Source organism: Acinetobacter pollinis, assembly GCF_015627175.1.
Taxonomy (GTDB): Bacteria; Pseudomonadota; Gammaproteobacteria; order Pseudomonadales; family Moraxellaceae; genus Acinetobacter; species Acinetobacter pollinis.
Genome location: NZ_VTDQ01000003.1, coordinates 116,028 through 131,725, shown reverse-complemented (window position 1 = coordinate 131,725; position 15,698 = coordinate 116,028). Strand labels below are relative to the sequence as shown.

Annotated in this window: 21 protein-coding genes and 2 pseudogenes; 4 read left to right on the top strand and 19 right to left on the bottom strand. The window is 38.9% G+C overall.

Annotated elements, in window-relative coordinates:
• Positions 1-39 precede the first annotated feature (39 nt).
• The 12 genes and pseudogenes from rpsQ to I2F23_RS02370 all read right to left on the bottom strand — a co-directional run bounded on the left by rpsQ (position 40) and on the right by I2F23_RS02370 (position 6,031).
• The gene (gene rpsQ, locus I2F23_RS02425; protein WP_195770990.1) at positions 40-297 is read right to left on the bottom strand and encodes a 30S ribosomal protein S17; all 258 of its coding nucleotides are present in this window, start codon (positions 295-297) and stop codon (positions 40-42) included.
• The gene (gene rpmC, locus I2F23_RS02420; RefSeq protein ID WP_023273396.1) at positions 294-491 is read right to left on the bottom strand and encodes a 50S ribosomal protein L29; all 198 of its coding nucleotides are present in this window, start codon (positions 489-491) and stop codon (positions 294-296) included. The genes rpsQ and rpmC overlap by 4 nt, the downstream gene beginning before the upstream one ends.
• A complete protein-coding gene (gene rplP / locus I2F23_RS02415; protein ID WP_023273397.1) occupies positions 491-904 on the bottom strand; it encodes a 50S ribosomal protein L16 in 414 nt (137 codons plus the stop codon). The genes rpmC and rplP overlap by 1 nt, the downstream gene beginning before the upstream one ends.
• A pseudogene (rpsC, locus tag I2F23_RS02410) lies at positions 844-1,657 on the bottom strand (30S ribosomal protein S3). Before rpsC ends, rplP begins: the two are co-directional and overlap by 61 nt.
• Before the next feature lies 1 nt (position 1,658).
• The gene (rplV, locus tag I2F23_RS02405) at positions 1,659-1,988 is read right to left on the bottom strand and encodes a 50S ribosomal protein L22 (RefSeq protein ID WP_195770989.1); all 330 of its coding nucleotides are present in this window, start codon (positions 1,986-1,988) and stop codon (positions 1,659-1,661) included.
• Positions 1,989-1,999: 11 nt separating this feature from the next.
• Complete coding sequence (gene rpsS, locus I2F23_RS02400) at positions 2,000-2,275, bottom strand: 30S ribosomal protein S19 (RefSeq protein WP_004869548.1); 276 nt, start codon at positions 2,273-2,275, stop codon at positions 2,000-2,002.
• A 20-nt stretch (positions 2,276-2,295) separates the two neighbouring features.
• A complete protein-coding gene (rplB, locus tag I2F23_RS02395; protein ID WP_195770988.1) occupies positions 2,296-3,120 on the bottom strand; it encodes a 50S ribosomal protein L2 in 825 nt (274 codons plus the stop codon).
• 11 nt (positions 3,121-3,131) lie between these two features.
• Positions 3,132-3,452: a 50S ribosomal protein L23 gene (gene rplW, locus I2F23_RS02390; RefSeq protein WP_023273401.1), complete on the bottom strand. Its 321-nt coding sequence runs from the start codon at positions 3,450-3,452 to the stop codon at positions 3,132-3,134.
• On the bottom strand, positions 3,449-4,051 hold the full coding sequence (rplD, locus tag I2F23_RS02385) for a 50S ribosomal protein L4 (RefSeq protein WP_195770987.1): 603 nt from the start codon (positions 4,049-4,051) through the stop codon (positions 3,449-3,451). The genes rplW and rplD overlap by 4 nt, the downstream gene beginning before the upstream one ends.
• Positions 4,052-4,062: 11 nt before the next feature.
• The gene (gene rplC, locus I2F23_RS02380) at positions 4,063-4,701 is read right to left on the bottom strand and encodes a 50S ribosomal protein L3 (protein WP_195770986.1); all 639 of its coding nucleotides are present in this window, start codon (positions 4,699-4,701) and stop codon (positions 4,063-4,065) included.
• Between the two features lie 57 nt (positions 4,702-4,758).
• Positions 4,759-5,070, bottom strand: a complete 312-nt coding sequence (rpsJ, locus tag I2F23_RS02375; protein WP_000070912.1) for a 30S ribosomal protein S10 — start codon at positions 5,068-5,070, stop codon at positions 4,759-4,761.
• Between the two features lie 225 nt (positions 5,071-5,295).
• Positions 5,296-6,031: pseudogene (locus tag I2F23_RS02370) on the bottom strand (type 1 glutamine amidotransferase).
• A 235-nt stretch (positions 6,032-6,266) separates the two neighbouring features.
• Here I2F23_RS02370 and yihA point away from each other — a divergent pair.
• Complete coding sequence (yihA, locus tag I2F23_RS02365; protein ID WP_195770985.1) at positions 6,267-7,046, top strand: ribosome biogenesis GTP-binding protein YihA/YsxC; 780 nt, start codon at positions 6,267-6,269, stop codon at positions 7,044-7,046.
• 43 nt (positions 7,047-7,089) lie between these two features.
• On the opposite strand, the gene purU is transcribed toward yihA, so the two are convergent.
• Positions 7,090-7,953, bottom strand: coding sequence for a formyltetrahydrofolate deformylase (gene purU / locus I2F23_RS02360; RefSeq protein ID WP_195770984.1), 864 nt, complete (start codon positions 7,951-7,953; stop codon positions 7,090-7,092).
• A 77-nt stretch (positions 7,954-8,030) separates the two neighbouring features.
• Positions 8,031-8,723: a TetR/AcrR family transcriptional regulator gene (locus tag I2F23_RS02355; RefSeq protein WP_195770983.1), complete on the bottom strand. Its 693-nt coding sequence runs from the start codon at positions 8,721-8,723 to the stop codon at positions 8,031-8,033.
• Positions 8,724-9,311: 588 nt separating this feature from the next.
• On the opposite strand from I2F23_RS02355, the gene rpmB reads away from it, so the two are divergent.
• The 3 genes from rpmB to I2F23_RS02340 all read left to right on the top strand — a co-directional run bounded on the left by rpmB (position 9,312) and on the right by I2F23_RS02340 (position 11,532).
• Positions 9,312-9,548, top strand: a complete 237-nt coding sequence (rpmB, locus tag I2F23_RS02350; RefSeq protein WP_000048256.1) for a 50S ribosomal protein L28 — start codon at positions 9,312-9,314, stop codon at positions 9,546-9,548.
• 12 nt (positions 9,549-9,560) lie between these two features.
• Positions 9,561-9,716 carry a 50S ribosomal protein L33 gene (gene rpmG / locus I2F23_RS02345; RefSeq protein WP_001205031.1) on the top strand — a complete coding sequence of 52 codons (156 nt, stop codon included), beginning with the start codon at positions 9,561-9,563 and terminating at the stop codon, positions 9,714-9,716.
• A 109-nt stretch (positions 9,717-9,825) separates the two neighbouring features.
• Positions 9,826-11,532 carry a cation:proton antiporter gene (locus I2F23_RS02340; protein WP_195770982.1) on the top strand — a complete coding sequence of 569 codons (1,707 nt, stop codon included), beginning with the start codon at positions 9,826-9,828 and terminating at the stop codon, positions 11,530-11,532.
• Positions 11,533-11,583: 51 nt separating this feature from the next.
• On the opposite strand, the gene I2F23_RS02335 is transcribed toward I2F23_RS02340, so the two are convergent.
• The 5 genes from I2F23_RS02335 to I2F23_RS02315 all read right to left on the bottom strand — a co-directional run bounded on the left by I2F23_RS02335 (position 11,584) and on the right by I2F23_RS02315 (position 15,640).
• Complete coding sequence (locus I2F23_RS02335; RefSeq protein WP_195770981.1) at positions 11,584-11,862, bottom strand: hypothetical protein; 279 nt, start codon at positions 11,860-11,862, stop codon at positions 11,584-11,586.
• Between the two features lie 122 nt (positions 11,863-11,984).
• On the bottom strand, positions 11,985-12,491 hold the full coding sequence (locus tag I2F23_RS02330) for a DUF6586 family protein (protein WP_195770980.1): 507 nt from the start codon (positions 12,489-12,491) through the stop codon (positions 11,985-11,987).
• Positions 12,492-12,567: 76 nt separating this feature from the next.
• Positions 12,568-12,810 (bottom strand): RNA recognition motif domain-containing protein, encoded by a 243-nt coding sequence (locus tag I2F23_RS02325; RefSeq protein ID WP_195770979.1) that lies wholly within the window; start codon positions 12,808-12,810, stop codon positions 12,568-12,570.
• Between the two features lie 60 nt (positions 12,811-12,870).
• The gene (locus tag I2F23_RS02320; protein WP_195770978.1) at positions 12,871-14,835 is read right to left on the bottom strand and encodes an ATP-dependent helicase; all 1,965 of its coding nucleotides are present in this window, start codon (positions 14,833-14,835) and stop codon (positions 12,871-12,873) included.
• A 49-nt stretch (positions 14,836-14,884) separates the two neighbouring features.
• A complete protein-coding gene (locus I2F23_RS02315; protein ID WP_195770977.1) occupies positions 14,885-15,640 on the bottom strand; it encodes a zinc metalloprotease in 756 nt (251 codons plus the stop codon).
• Positions 15,641-15,698: the final 58 nt, after the last annotated feature.

Below are 15,698 nucleotides of genomic sequence, written 5' to 3'. Positions count from 1 at the left end.
AGCGTACTCGAAATTGACCAATGATGCAACAAGAACTAATTACTCAGCAGCTGCTTCAACTACTTCCACTAAAGTCCAAGCTTTAGTTTTAGAAATTGGGCGGCTTTCTTTAATGGTTACAACATCACCGATTTTAGCAACATTGTTCTCATCATGAGCGTGTAATTTTGTTGAACGGCGAAGTGATTTGCCATACAACGGGTGTTGAACTCGGCGTTCAATAAGCACAACAATAGATTTCTCCATTTTGTCACTTACAACTTTGCCAGTTAACGTGCGGACTGTATTTTCACTCATTGTCCGTTCCCCTGTTTTTCGGTAAGGAGTGTCTTTATGCGAGCAACTGTCTTACGAGCAACCCCAACTTCGTGTGATTTACCCAACTGACCAGTTGCTTGCGCCATACGAAGACGGAATTGATTTAACTGTTGCTCATCAAGCAAAGTTTTCAACTCTTCTACCGATTTTTCACGTAGATCTTTAGTTTTCATTACATTACCGTCCGAGTCACGATAGCGGTTTTAAACGGAAGTTTAGCAGCAGCTAAAGTAAATGCTTCACGCGCTAATTCTTCGCTTACACCTTCCATTTCGTACAGGATCTTACCTGGCTTAATCTCGCTAACCCAGTATTCAACACTACCTTTACCTTTACCCATACGAACTTCTAAAGGCTTTTCAGTAATTGGCTTGTCTGGGAATACACGAATGTAGATTTTACCACCACGCTTAACGCGACGGCTAATAGTACGACGTGCAGCTTCGATCTGACGTGCAGTCATACGACCACGTTCTACAGATTTCAATGCAATAGTACCAAATGATACTGTACTTCCGCGATGTGCTAGACCAGTATTACGGCCTTTTTGCACTTTACGGAATTTCGTACGTTTAGGTTGCAACATGAATTATTCTCCTTTAGCAGCAGAACGATCATTGCGACGACCACGACGCTCTTGACCTTCACGACCACGACCACGTTTAGCTGGACGCTCTTCTTGTGGCGCAGGGTTCATGACTTGTTTCATGCCACCTAAGATTTCACCGCGGAAAATCCAAACTTTAACACCAATCGTACCGTAAGTTGTTTCAGCACGCATAGTCGCATAGTCAATGTCTGCACGAAGTGTATGCAATGGAACACGTCCTTCACGATACCATTCTGTACGTGCGATTTCAGCACCGCCTAAACGACCAGAAACCTCAACTTTGATACCTTTAGCACCAGCACGCATTGTATTTTGAACCGCACGCTTCATAGCACGACGGAACATTACACGTTTTTCTAATTGAGAAGCGATACCTTCAGCAACTAGACGCGCGTCAAGATCAGGGCGATCAACTTCATTGATAACTACTTGCGCAGGAACACCCATAATTTGAGTAAGTTCACGCTGTAATTTCTCAATATCTTCGCCTTTTTTACCAATAACGATACCAGGACGGGCTGTGCTAATTGTAATTTTAGCAGCGCCTGTAGGACGCTCGATAAGAATTTTACTTACCATCGCGCTCTTAAGTTTTTTAGTTAAAAACTCACGAACTTGTAGGTCTTTTAGTAAATATTCTGAATATTGTTTCGGATTCGCATACCAGTTAGCGTTATGACGTTTCACAACACCTAGGCGGATACCGATTGGATGAACCTTCTGACCCATATCAAACCCCTACCTTAACGGTGATGTGACAAGTACGCTTAGTGATACGATCCGCACGACCTTTCGCACGAGGCATGATACGTTTTAGGCTCATACCTTCATCAACAAAGATTGTTGTAACTTTCAGATCATCAACATCTAAGCTGTTGTTATGTTCAGCGTTTGCGATTGCAGACTCTAGTGCTTTTTTCACTAGTGTAGCCGCTTTCTTGTTGCTGAAGTTTAAAATGTCAAGCGCACGCGCAACTGATTTACCACGGACTTGATCAGCAACTAAACGCGCCTTTTGTGCCGAGATAGCGGCACCGCGTAGTTTTGCAGTAACTTCCATCATAGCACCTATTAACGTTTAGATTTCTTATCAACACCGTGACCACGATAGGTACGAGTTGGCGCGAATTCACCGAGTTTATGACCAACCATATGTTCAGAAACAATTACTGGAACATGGTTACGGCCATTGTGAACAGAAATTGTTAAACCAACAAAGTCTGGGAGGATCATCGAACGACGAGACCAAGTTTTGATCGGCTTGCGAGAATTACTAGCAACAGCCGCTTCAACCTTAGCGAACAAGTGCGCATCGACGAATGGGCCTTTTTTCAATGAACGAGGCATTAGTCAGATTCCTTTACTTGTTACTTAACGCGACGGTCGCGAATAATCATCTTAGTCGTACGCTTATTGGTACGTGTTTTGTACCCTTTAGCTTTTTGACCCCATGGGCTTACAGGTTGAATACCTTTATTACGCCCTTCACCACCACCGTGTGGGTGATCAACCGGGTTCATTGCCATACCACGTACGGTAGGACGAACACCGCGCCAGCGAGAAGCACCAGCTTTACCTAGAGAGCGCAAGTTGCTTTCTTGGTTAGATACTTCACCGATAACAGCACGACATTCAACATGAACTTTACGCATTTCGCCTGAACGTAGACGAATAATTGCATAAGAACCATCACGACCCAGTAATTGTGCAGAAGTACCAGCAGAACGAACTAATTGCGCGCCCTTACCAATCTTCAACTCAATGTTGTGAAGTGTAGAACCGATTGGCATATTACGAAGTGGTAAGCAGTTACCTGGACGAATTGGAGCATCGTTTCCAGATTGTACTTTATCACCAGCACGTAAGCCCTTAGGAGCAATAATATAACGACGCTCACCATCAGCATATTTCAATAAAGCAATATGAGCTGTACGGTTAGGATCGTATTCAATACGCTCTACAGTAGCAGGAATACCATCTTTGTTACGTTTAAAGTCAACAATACGGTAATGTTGTTTATGACCACCGCCAACGTGACGAGTAGTAATATGGCCGTTGTTATTACGACCACCAGTTCTTTTTTTGCTTTCTACCAACGCAGCAAAAGGGCGACCTTTGTGAAGGTGGTCATGAACCACTTTCTCTACAAAGCGACGTCCTGGAGACGTTGGCTTACATTTTTGAATCGGCATAATTTTCGTCCTTATTCCGCTGTGTTTTCAGCGGTATCGCCCAAGTCAGCCATTTCAACATCTTGGCCAGCTTTCAGGGTGACGTATGCTTTTTTAACATCAGAACGACGTCCTAATGTTTTACCAAAGCGTTTTGTTTTACCTTTAGTGATTGTTGTATTTACTTTAACAACTTCAACACCAAAAAGTTGCTCAACTGCTTTTTTAACTTCAAGTTTAGTTGCATTTAAATCAACTTTAAAAACTTGAACACCAGCAGTTTCACCTAAAACTTGTGCTTTTTCTGAGAATACTGGTCCACGTAGGACTTGATAGATACGTTCGTTGTTCATCCGAGTTCTACCTCAATTTTCTTAGCAGCAGCCACAGACATTACAACTTTATCGAACGCGATCAAGCTAACAGGATCGATTGCAGTTGCATCTACCACATCAACATGCGGTAAGTTGCGAGCTGCAAGGTATAAGTTCTCTTCTACTGCATCAGTTACGATCAATGCACGAGGAGCGTTCAACTCGTTTAGTTTAGCTAGCAATTCTTTAGTTTTAGGCGCAACAACCTGCACATCTTCAACCAATACTAAGCGTTCTTGACGAACAAGCTCAGCAAGAATACATTGCATAGCACCGCGATACATTTTACGGTTAACTTTTTGAGACCAGTCTTGTGGACGAGCAGCAAATGTTTTACCACCGCCAACCCAGATTGGGCTACGAATAGAACCAGCACGCGCACGGCCAGTACCTTTTTGACGGAATGGTTTTTTACCACCACCAGAAACTTCGCCACGTGATTTTTGAGCACGAGAACCTTGACGGCCACCAGCTAAGTAAGCTGTTACCACTTGGTGTACAAGTGCTTCATTAAATTCACGTCCGAATGCAACTTCAGACAACTCAACAGCAGAGCCGGAAACAGTTTGTAAATTCACGTTATTTCCCCTCAAGCCTTGATAGTAGGACGAACTACAACGTCACCACCAGTTGAACCAGGGATAGCACCCTTAACAACAAGTACTGAGCGTTCAGCGTCAATAGATACAATCTCAAGACCTTGAACTGTTACGCGATCGTCACCTAGGTGACCAGGCATTTTTTTGCCTTTAAATACGCGTCCAGGAGTTTGGTTTTGACCTGTAGAACCTAAAGCACGGTGAGATACAGAGTTACCGTGAGTTGCGTCTTGCGTACGGAAGTTCCAACGCTTAACACCACCTTGGAAACCTTTACCTTTTGATTGTCCAGTAATGTCAACTACTTGACCAACTGTAAACAAATCAACACCGATAGTTCCACCAATTTCGCGACCTTCAAGCTCAGCTTCCGTTACACGGAATTCTTTCACTAAACGACCAGCTGCAACACCAGCTTTTGCAAAGTGACCTTTTTGAGCGTTTGTTACGCGTGATTCACGACGTTCGCCAGTTGTTACTTGAACAGCTTGATAACCATCAGTTTCAAGTGTTTTGATTTGAGTGATACGGTTCGCATCAACTTCAATCACTGTAACTGGCACAGAAACGCCGGCTTCCGTAAAGATACGGGTCATACCGCACTTACGACCGACTAAACCAATAGCCATGTGTGTAAACCTCTTAAAATGCGGCTTAATTAACAGAGTTAATCAACCGACAAGCCTTTATCCCAATGCGATCTGAACGTCAACACCAGCTGCAAGATCTAATTTCATCAATGCATCAACAGTTTTGTCTGTTGGTTGAACGATATCGATCAAACGTTTGTAGGTGCGGATTTCGTACTGGTCACGCGCATCTTTGTTTACGTGCGGTGAAGTAAGAACGTTGAAGCGTTCGATGCGAGTAGGCATCGGGATTGGACCACACACTTGTGCGCCAGTACGCTTAGCGGTTTCTACGATCTCTTGAGCAGATTGATCAATCAGACGATGATCAAAAGACTTAAGACGGATACGGATTCTCTGGTTAGACATACCAGTAAACTCCAAGCCAAAATATGTAAAGAATCACCCATGACGCATCTCACCTATTTATGGGTAAGTGTCAAGGGCAGTGAAAATCACTAAGGTCATGATCGATGCCATGACTGTCACGATATGGCTATCTTACCTAGAAGATAAGCCACCCTTCTTTTTGAAGGTGGCCTATTATAACCATTGTCTAACGATTAAGCAAATTTTTTTTAGGATTAAATCTATTTAGAGTTCATCGCGTACAACAAAACTAATGGCATCTTCAACAAGCTTATGACCCTGCCAAAAGTTAGAATCTAAGATCGTTTTCTCTAAATCATCTATTTCATGAGAGGTTAACATTCCTGTACCAATGTCAGCCTCATCATCTAAAAACAGTTTTAATGAAGATGCTGTAATTTCAGGATGAAATTGAAAGCCAAGTACATTATGACCAATCTGAAATGCTTGATTATGACATTGTATACTTGACGCCAACTGCACTGCACCTTTTGGAATCTCAAAATACTGTTTATGCCAAGATATTACTTGAATTTCCTCAGGAAAATTGAAATGAGGCTCCCCTACATCATTTACTTTTACTACCTGAATCCATCCTACTTCACTAGAATCACAATTACCCACATAGCCCCCTAAAGCATTTGCAATTAGCTGCCCCCCCTAAACATAATCCTAAAACAGGTTTTTTCTGTGCTAAGTAGCGCCTGAGCCACCTTTTTTCAACTTTTAACCAGGGATATAGTGCTTCATCGTGTACACTCATTTTTCCACCCATAATAATAAGCAGATCAACTTCCTCTATTGCTGGTAGTGCTTCAATTTCTATGTATGTTTCAATAGGTAGTGCAAAAAACTCAGTCGCCGTAATAACAGCATCATGTTGTTTTAGAAAATCGTAGAAACTCCCAAACCCCTCACCAGCGATATGCTGAAAGTAGTGAACTCTTAAATTTTTTTTCATATATACTATCCATTCTTTTCCCCTCTATTTCCTTGCAAAAAGAACGCCAATAATTTATAAAACCACAGAGCCATCACAGAATTAAAAAACAATAACAAATAATTTACATCCAACCTACATATGTCTACAGACTCTCACCTACTTGAAAATATCCTAGTCATTTTATAAGAAGTTCACAGCGTGTTATTAATTTGCTTTATACTAAGCATAAATTGTTAATTGCCGTGAACTGTATATGCACCGCTATGCGAAGTCGAAAGACACCAAAGCAAAATTAGCCCCTAAACAAAAAATCAGTTATGAAAAGAAGTCAGATCCTGCTCTTACAGAATATGCAACACAGAGTTTGAACTGGCTAAGAAAAGCTGAGTTTTTAATGAGTGCACCAAAACTCAATCTCTGTGTAGAAGATAGTGGTTATGAAATTGCATTTGCAGGTCGCTCAAATGCAGGAAAATCGAGTGCAATTAACGCACTAACCAATCAAAGACAGTTGGCTCGTGCATCCAAAAAACCAGGTCGCACACAAATGATTAACTTTTTTAGTCTTGGCAATCCAGATCAACGTCTTGTTGATTTACCAGGCTATGGATATGCTGCTGTTCCAGAAGCAATGAAAATTGTTTGGCAAAAAGAGTTAGAAAACTACTTAATTCACCGTCAGAGTCTACAAGGTCTCGTACTTCTCATGGATATCCGACATCCATTACAGCACTTTGACTTAATGATGTTAGAGTGGGCGTACTCAAGAAAATTGTTTGTCCATATTCTCTTAACTAAAGCCGATAAGTTGAATCGCGGTCCTGCAAACAAAGCACTTCTTGAAGTAAAACAGCATCTTAAAAAAATGAAATTGAGCTTCTCAATCCAACTTTTCTCTTCTTTAAATAAACAAGGTTTAGAAGAACTTGCTTCAGTTATGGCAGGTCGACTTAACTTTACACTAGACAAAAATCTAGACGGAATAGATATTAGTGAAATTCCACTTGCAACTGAAGAAGATAGTGAAGGTTAAAAAAAAAGGCATGCTTTAAAGCATGCCTTTTTTAACGATTTTCTTAAAAAACAACCGTTTTATTTCCATCAACAATAATGCGGTCTTCCAAATGCCAGCGAACCGCTCTTGCAAGCACATTACGCTCTACGTCTTGGCCAAGTTCACGCAATTGTTCTACGTTATACTCATGACTCACACGCTCTACATCTTGCTCAATAATCGGACCCTGATCTAGATCTGCAGTAACATAGTGCGCTGTTGCACCAATCAGCTTCACACCTTTTTCATGCGCTTGCTTATATGGATTTGCTCCAACAAATGCAGGTAGGAAGGAATGATGAATATTAATCACTTGCATTGGCCATTTCGACACAAACTCTTCACTTAAGATTTGCATATATCGAGCAAGAACTAATAAATCGTTGCCTTGCATAAGCTCATTAATTTTAGCTTCAGCTTCTACTTTATTTTCTTTTGTGACATTTACTACAGTAAATGGGATGCCAAACTGCTCTACGGAGTCACGCAATGCTTCATGATTAGAAACAACATGTGTAATTTCACATGGCAATGTTCCTCTTGCGTGGCGCCATAATAATTCAAGTAAAGCATGATCTACTTTTGAAACCAAAATACCAACTTTCTTCAAGTCGCCAACAAAAGCGAGACGCCATTGCATCTCATAACGTTCAGCAACATTTGTTCCAAATGTTTTTAATAATGTCTCTTTACGGCTTTCAAGATGATCAAGCTCAAACTCAACACGCATAAAATAGCGCCCACCCTGAGCTTCAGTTGCATATTGATCAAGTGCAGTAATATTTGCACCCTGATGATACAAAAAGCTCGATACAGCTTGCACAATGCCCGGCTTATCTTCACACTTGATAAGCAAACGGGCTGTATTTGCAGTGGTCATATTCATGTTGATCTATATCACTTATACATAGAAAAAAGTCAGCCAAATATAATACCTGTTTTTCAAAGCATGACACAATATTTTTATGTACTCGCCGTTTGAGTAACGCTCGAAAATAGATTTCCATTATCAATAGAAGCCAATAACTTTTCATATGTAGCTTTGCTCTCACCTGCCAAATAAGGCGATTCAAGCAATACTAACTGTCTTAAAGCAAGGAGTGACCATTTCTCTTGCTGATGATTTTCATCATTAATATGCCCCGACATAAACAGAAAGTTTGTCCAATTGGTTAAGATAATCCAAATATTAACAATCAACGCTTCCATTTCTATAGCATTAAGTTTCATCAAACCCACATCTACAAAAGACTGATAAAGCCGTTGCACCTTTTGCATGACTTGACTAGAAAACTGAGCATAGTCTTGATTAAAAGTATCATTTTTTTCGACAAGATGATAAACATCTCTATGAAGAAAACGATATTTCCATAATTGCTCACTTAAAAGTTGGAAATATCTGATTTTATCTTCGGCAGTCACTGTTCTATCTATTGGTAATTCAAGCATTTGCAATGTTTCATACTGATAATGATGAATCAACTCTTGAATAATATCTTCTTTATTTCGATAGTGGTAATACAAGTTACCAGGACTCATTTCAAGTGCAGCAGCAATATGATTTGTTGTTACAGATCGCTCACCCTTTTCATTAAAGAGCATCAGACTGGCATCCAATATACGCTGTTTTGTTTTCGAAGTTTTGTTTTTTAGCATGCACTTATCCTTTACTATTTTACCAATAGAAGTCCATACCATTATGATAGATTCAATCAATTTTATCTAGAGTTATTGCTCTAAATTAGATTTTATATATTTTTTTATTAGCCAAAGTAATTTTTTTTAATTATAATATTGCCACTCTTATTTTTGCTTTTGAATTTACGTTTCACTATCTAATACTCAATAGATAGTTTGATCATAGTATACCTGCATTTTTTCTGTATCCATACTACACGGCAGTCTATTTCAAAAGCAATATAGTGCTATTTTTAACATATGTGTTTCTATATTTAACAGAGAAGATAATCTATATCTCTCTTATTAATTATGACACTCAACTTAAATTGTATATTGTTATTGCCTACTTTAGACAATCTACGATATAAACTTTAAGTCGTTATAAATAACACTATACGAAATGATCAAGGCATGATCTGTTACTGCAAATCATGACGTGTTTTATACAAATTCGCTTGTCTTTTAATCGCATTTTTGATATAAAACGCCCCTTGAATAAATTCAATCTGTTTGTTTTATGACTGGCCACAGATTTGCTGTTGGCTAAATCAATGGAGTTCCACCATGTCTAAGGTTTGCCAAGTTACCGGCAAGCGTCCAGTCGTTGGTAACAACGTCTCACACGCAAACAACAAAACCAAGCGCCGGTTCGAGCCGAACCTGCATCACCACCGTTTTTGGTTAGAAAGCGAAAAGCGTTTTGTACGTCTTCGTTTGACAACTAAAGGTATGCGTATCATCGACAAATTGGGCATTGAAAAGGTTGTAGCTGATCTTCGTGCTCAAGGCCAAAAGATCTAAGGAGTCATTGCAATGCGTGACAAAATTCGCCTAGTTTCTTCTGCTGGTACAGGTTATTTCTACACTACTACGAAGAACAAACGTACAATGCCGGAAAAAATGGAAATCAAAAAGTTTGATCCAAAAATCCGTCAACATGTGATTTTTAAAGAAGCTAAAATCAAATAATTTTAGTTTTGAAAATTCGGCTCCAAATGGAGTCGTTTTTTTTGCTTTTTATTTACAATCTCACTAACATTCCTCAAAACAATATTGTATTTATTTGAGGAACCTGCCTATGCCACATCATGTCGATCTTATTGTATTGCTGGCACTGGGTTTTGGCCTCGCCCTTTTCTTTGGATATATTGCAGCACGCCTGAGACTCCCTCCCTTGGTTGGCTACCTTATTGCTGGCATTGCAATTAGTCCCAATACCTATGGCCCAGTCGGAGAGTTAGCACTCGCCAATCAATTGGCTGAATTGGGTGTCATGTTTCTGATGTTTGGTGTGGGTATGCACTTTTCATTAAAAGATTTATTAGAAGTGAGACGTATTGCACTGCCAGGTGCTATCTTACAAATTCTAGTTGCAACCATTCTTGGCATATGTGTGACATCTTTTTGGGGATGGTCTTTTGGTTCATCATTGGTTTTCGGATTAACACTATCATGTGCAAGTACAGTTGTTCTTTTAAAGGCGCTGAGTGATCGCGGTTTACTCGACTCTGTTAATGGAAAAATTGCAGTCGGATGGCTATTGGTCGAAGACCTTGTAATGGTCTTAGTTTTAGTACTTTTACCTGCTGTTGCTGTTTTACTCGGAGGTAAATCTCTTGCTGGTCAAGAAAATGCCTCTTCTTTACTTTGGATTATCATACTGACATTGCTTAAAGTCGCTGGTTTCATTGCTTTTATGCTAATTATAGGCAAGCGCCTTGTACCTATGATTATGAGTTTTGTTGTCCGTCTAGGCTCAAGAGAATTATTTACCTTAACTGTCGTTGCCTGTGCGGTCTCTATTGCTTATGGTGCATATGCCGTTTTTGGTGTTTCAATGGCGCTCGGTGCTTTCTTTGCAGGTATGGTTGTTAAAGAATCTGATTTTTGTCACCGTGCAGAAGAGGAATTACTGCCTTTACGCGAAGTTTTTGCAATCTTATTCTTCGTTTCTGTAGGTATGTTATTTGACCCAAGAATTATTATAGAACAACCCCTACACATTCTAAGTGTTATTGCTATTATTACCATTGGTAAAACACTTGCAGCAATGGCACTCGTACTGTTCTTTAGATACCCTTTAAATACAGCACTGACAGTTGGTGCAAGCCTAGCACAAATTGGGGAGTTTTCGTTTATTTTAGCTGCACTTGGTATTTCTTTAGGTTTACTTACCACAGAGGCACAAAATCTTATTTTGGCAGGTGCACTCTTTTCAATTACTTTGAACTCATTTATGTTTTATGCGATAGAACCTGTTCAAAGCTGGATCCGCGCACGTTCATCTCTTGCACGCTTGCTTGAAAGAAGTAGTGACCCTTTAGCTATGTTACCTGACGAAGTAGATCAATCTTACTTACGTGATCAAGTCGTTATTGTTGGTCATGGAGAGGTAGGTAAACGTATCACCGAAACTTTAATGCAGCAAAATATAAAAGTCGTTATCGCAGAAGAAAATCGTGAAATTGTGGAAGGCCTTCGAGAAAAAGGAATTGCTGCAGTAAGTGGTTTAGCAACCGAACCTAGCGTCCTTATTCAAGCCCACATTCAACATGCCCGCCTATTGGTCATTTCTCCGATGGATCTTTTAGATATACATCGAATCGTTGACATTGCAAAACAATTAAATTCAGAAATTCAGGTCTTAATTTGTGCTGAAAATAAAGAAGAAGCAGAGGTTATCCGTACAGACAATATTGGCGATGTTTTTTATGCAAAAGAACAAATGGCAATTAATATGAGCCAACATATTCTTCATGAAATTCATAAAGCACATGTAAAATAAATACATGCAAAGAAGGGTAAGCTAAGCTTACCCTTCCTTATAAAAAATACATTAACTTAAATATTTAGGTTGTTCATCTACAATTTCGGCATCAAGCTGATTAACCTGTTTCTCAACCAGTCCCATTAATGCTGCTTGAATCATATTTTGGGCAACCATATTCGTTGTATCACCCAAAAGTTGTTTAATTTCATCATTAAATTGAATGGTCACTAATGGTTCCTCTTCAGATTGAGCATTCCGTAGAGCAAGTTCACCACTTTCAAGTTGTACCAATTCAAGTACAGCATCTTGATTACCAAATAACTCTTTTAACTGCTGTATAGACATGGAACCTCCATCCGCACATCAAAACGATGTACCCAATAAAAAAATACGAAACCTTTATTTTATATCTGTGCTAGAAATAAAATTTCAAGTCGTTTGAAAATGTATAACAGCGACACTGTGCATTAAAATTCAACCATCTCTGCACGAAAACCATCTATAAGTTCTAAAAGTTCTTGATACCACTCTCTTAGAATCTCAGTATTTGGCAACCATGACTGTGTACCTTGTGTTACTTTTATAATTAGATTTGATGAAGTCTCACTCTCAGCTTCTGGTAAAGTTGGCTCAGGTGCATACTGACATGCCCGAAAAGCACGCTGTAATTCGCCAAGAAAACCATTACTCGACAATTGCTTTAATATTTCAACTTCAGGAGACACTTGGCCTTTATCAGACATATGCATTTCTATCGAATGCAACGTAGGTTGAAAATCATTTAAACGGTAATAACGGACAAGCTCTTGTAAAAATGCAAGAAATGCGCCGTGTAAATGAAATACAGCAGACTCTCTATGAGCTTGTATAATTTGGATATTGTCAGGAGCTTGCTCTGCTTGTCCGCAGGCTAAACGTGCGAAATACAATTTCTGATTTGTTCGATCTGCGTGATAACGAGCAACTCTAGACATAATTTTCCTACCTATACAAACAATCCATAGCAATTACAGATTAGCGTATGTTGTCAGATTTAGATAGATTTTTACTTTATTTTTCTTCGGCAGCTTTTACACGAATACCAATACCTTTCACTTTTAAAGTATTTAAACCTTTAATCGCTTTTACAGCTTCGCGCCCATGTGGCATTTCAACAAAAGCAAAACCTTTAGACTTACCAGTGGTCTGATCCAAAATAATCGTACAGCTTTCTACTTCACCATACGGTAAAAATAATTCTTTAAGCTCTTGCTCACCAATAGATCTTTCTAAGTTACGCACTAAAATTTTCATTCATTCACCTTATATGACACAAAGAAGTAGTGTATCTCTTCTTTTCTAGGGTTGCCGAGTTTAATCTAAATCTATCCCAAAAGAGATCTTTTTTATAGGTTTCTTCTTATTTTCAAAAAACTCATCTCTTTTATGTATCGTCACATCCAATAAATGAGAGGGGACTTGATTAAAGAAATAACTGCTCACTGGTCTACCCTGATCATCAATTTGATCCATTGCCCATGTTGTTAAGTCTTGCTTTGTAAGAACCAACTCATTTTGTGCACGCGTTAATGCCACATATAAAACACGGCGCTCTTCCTCTACAGCATCGAAATCCCCTTGCGCTCTCGCATGTGGATACTGATTTACCGTAAGATGTGGTACATAGCATACTTTTCTTTCTGTACCCTTTGCAGAATGTATTGTAATAAGCGTGACAATATCGTGGTCTGCCGATTGTTCAACTTCTGAAGTTGAAATAGGATCTAAAACATACGCCTCTAAAAATTCGCTGATTTGAGCATGCTTTTGTGCCAATTGTTTTACAAGTTTGAAATCTTTTTCTCGACGTGACCAGTCTTGCTTTTGGTATTTTGCAGCAAGTTGTTCATGTAATGCCTCGAAAGCAAGCTCAATACATGCCACAACCGTATCGGTTAAAACTGACATTTGCTTTAAAATAAGCAATACATGTTGTGGTACTCTGCCATGATGCTCTAAATGATTACAACATTCTTCCAAGGTCTGACATTTTATTAAATTTACTGCAAGCTTACTTGCACCGACATCACCAATACCATCCCAAAGTGTAAGAAATCGCATCCATGCAATATCATCTTGAGTGTTAGACACGACCCGCAACATACTCAGTAAATCTTTCACATGTGCCGACTCTAACAGCTTTGTCCCACCTATAAACTGATAAGGAACTGACATATTAATCAGTGCTCGCTCAATATGTCTTGCTGCATAGCCAGACCGAACAAGCACCATATGGTCGTTCCAATGAACATTATTTTGTTTTTTACGAAAAATAAGATCTTGTGCAATCCAATTTGCTTCTTCAAATTCATTAGAAAAAATATGAAAATGTGGCCGGCTATTCTGAGATTTTGCAGCAATTAGATGTTTATCGTACTGTATAGGACTGACATCTAACAACCAGTTTGATAAGTCTAGAATGCCTTGTGTAGAACGATAATTCTTCTCAAGTGTATATATAACTGCATTAGATACGTTATCTTTAAAATAATGAATGTTTTCAAAATCTGCACCACGGAAACCATAAATAGATTGTGCATCATCACCAACACAAAATAATTGGCTTTTTCCAATAAAAGGTGACAGCAATGCCCATTGCAATGGATTAGTATCTTGCATTTCATCCACTAAAAATACACGACAAAATTGGCTAACCCAATGCACAAGTGTAGGAGATGATTGTAAATTTACAGCGACAATGCTTAGAATATCATCATAATCTAAAAATGAACGCTCTTGCTTACGCTGTTCATAAGTTTTCATTACCTCTGCAATTTCAGATTTAAATTCCATAGCTTCAGGTAAGACTTTTTCTATTGCTACCGACAACTTACACTGAGTATTTCTTGCAAATGAATATATATCACAAAGTTCAGCCGCTTTAGGTAATATATTATCTTTACCTCGAAGTAAGCGAAAAATCATGATCTGATCATCACGATCAATAATACTAAAGTTTTCTAATCCAAAGGCTTGACGGTTACGGCGTAATAAATACATACAGAATGTATGAAAAGTTGAAGCACGTAAACCTTGTGCGGATGTACCCAAATACTGCTCGACGCGCGTCACAATCTCACTAGCGGCCCGACGTGTAAAGGTTAAAATTTGAATTTGATTTGCAGGTATTCCCTGAGAAATTAGATATGCTGCTCTTGCAACAATGGTCTTTGTTTTTCCACATCCTGCACCCGCCAAGACCAAACAATTTTGTGCTGTGGTCGTTGCTGCCTGATGTTGCTGATCGTTTAACTCAGCCATAAAAGACGTAGAACTCATTATTGCTGTATCCCAAAATTTTAATATTGCTGTATAAATAGTAGAGGTACTATTTTACCCATCCGATTTCACGTGCTGTTAAGTTTCCAATAACAGTTTGTTGTAAGCTGAGCGGTATTTTACTTTGTGTTTCAGTAATAGGAATATAACCCGCCATAAGCTCTGCCTGATGTTGCGGTAAGCGTGGTTGTTGAGCTGGATTCACATACCCTTGTGGATAAATGGGTTGTCCTGTATTTAGGTCATACTTATCTGTTGCACCGAATGCATGTAATAATTCATGTGCCGTTACCACTTGATTTTCTTCATTTTGCTTTACGTCAGAAAATAAATTTACGACTCCTATACGCCCTTTCTCTAATGCTGTGGAGTGCTTTAATACTTTATATTTATTTGAGTCATAATAATTTAAATATAGTGTAACGGTAGCATAACCATCTACAGATTGAGTTTGTTTCCATGCATAATAACGAAATTTTAGACTCCATAAAATTGCGTTGAAAGCACTGCCATTTTCAGGGGGCTCAGGTGGTAATTGTTTTAACTCACGCCCTATTTTAAAAATAAAATGCGTATTTCGCTGATAGTTTTTTGCATTTGCAGTTAAGTACTCACTTGTCTCTATAAAAGACTGTGCATTTAATTGCTGAATATAATTTTCCGTATTTTGTGAGCCATCTGCATTGATAGGATGAACTAATACAACAATGCTTTGATCCCAGTTTTGATTTAAGTCTTTCCATGCATCTATAGCAACATACCCTAGAACCAAAAGTAGAATGAACACTCTGACCTTTTTCCACATAGATTTTGCTCACATGTATGAATGCATAAAAAAATGCCGATCTTTGATCGGCATTTTA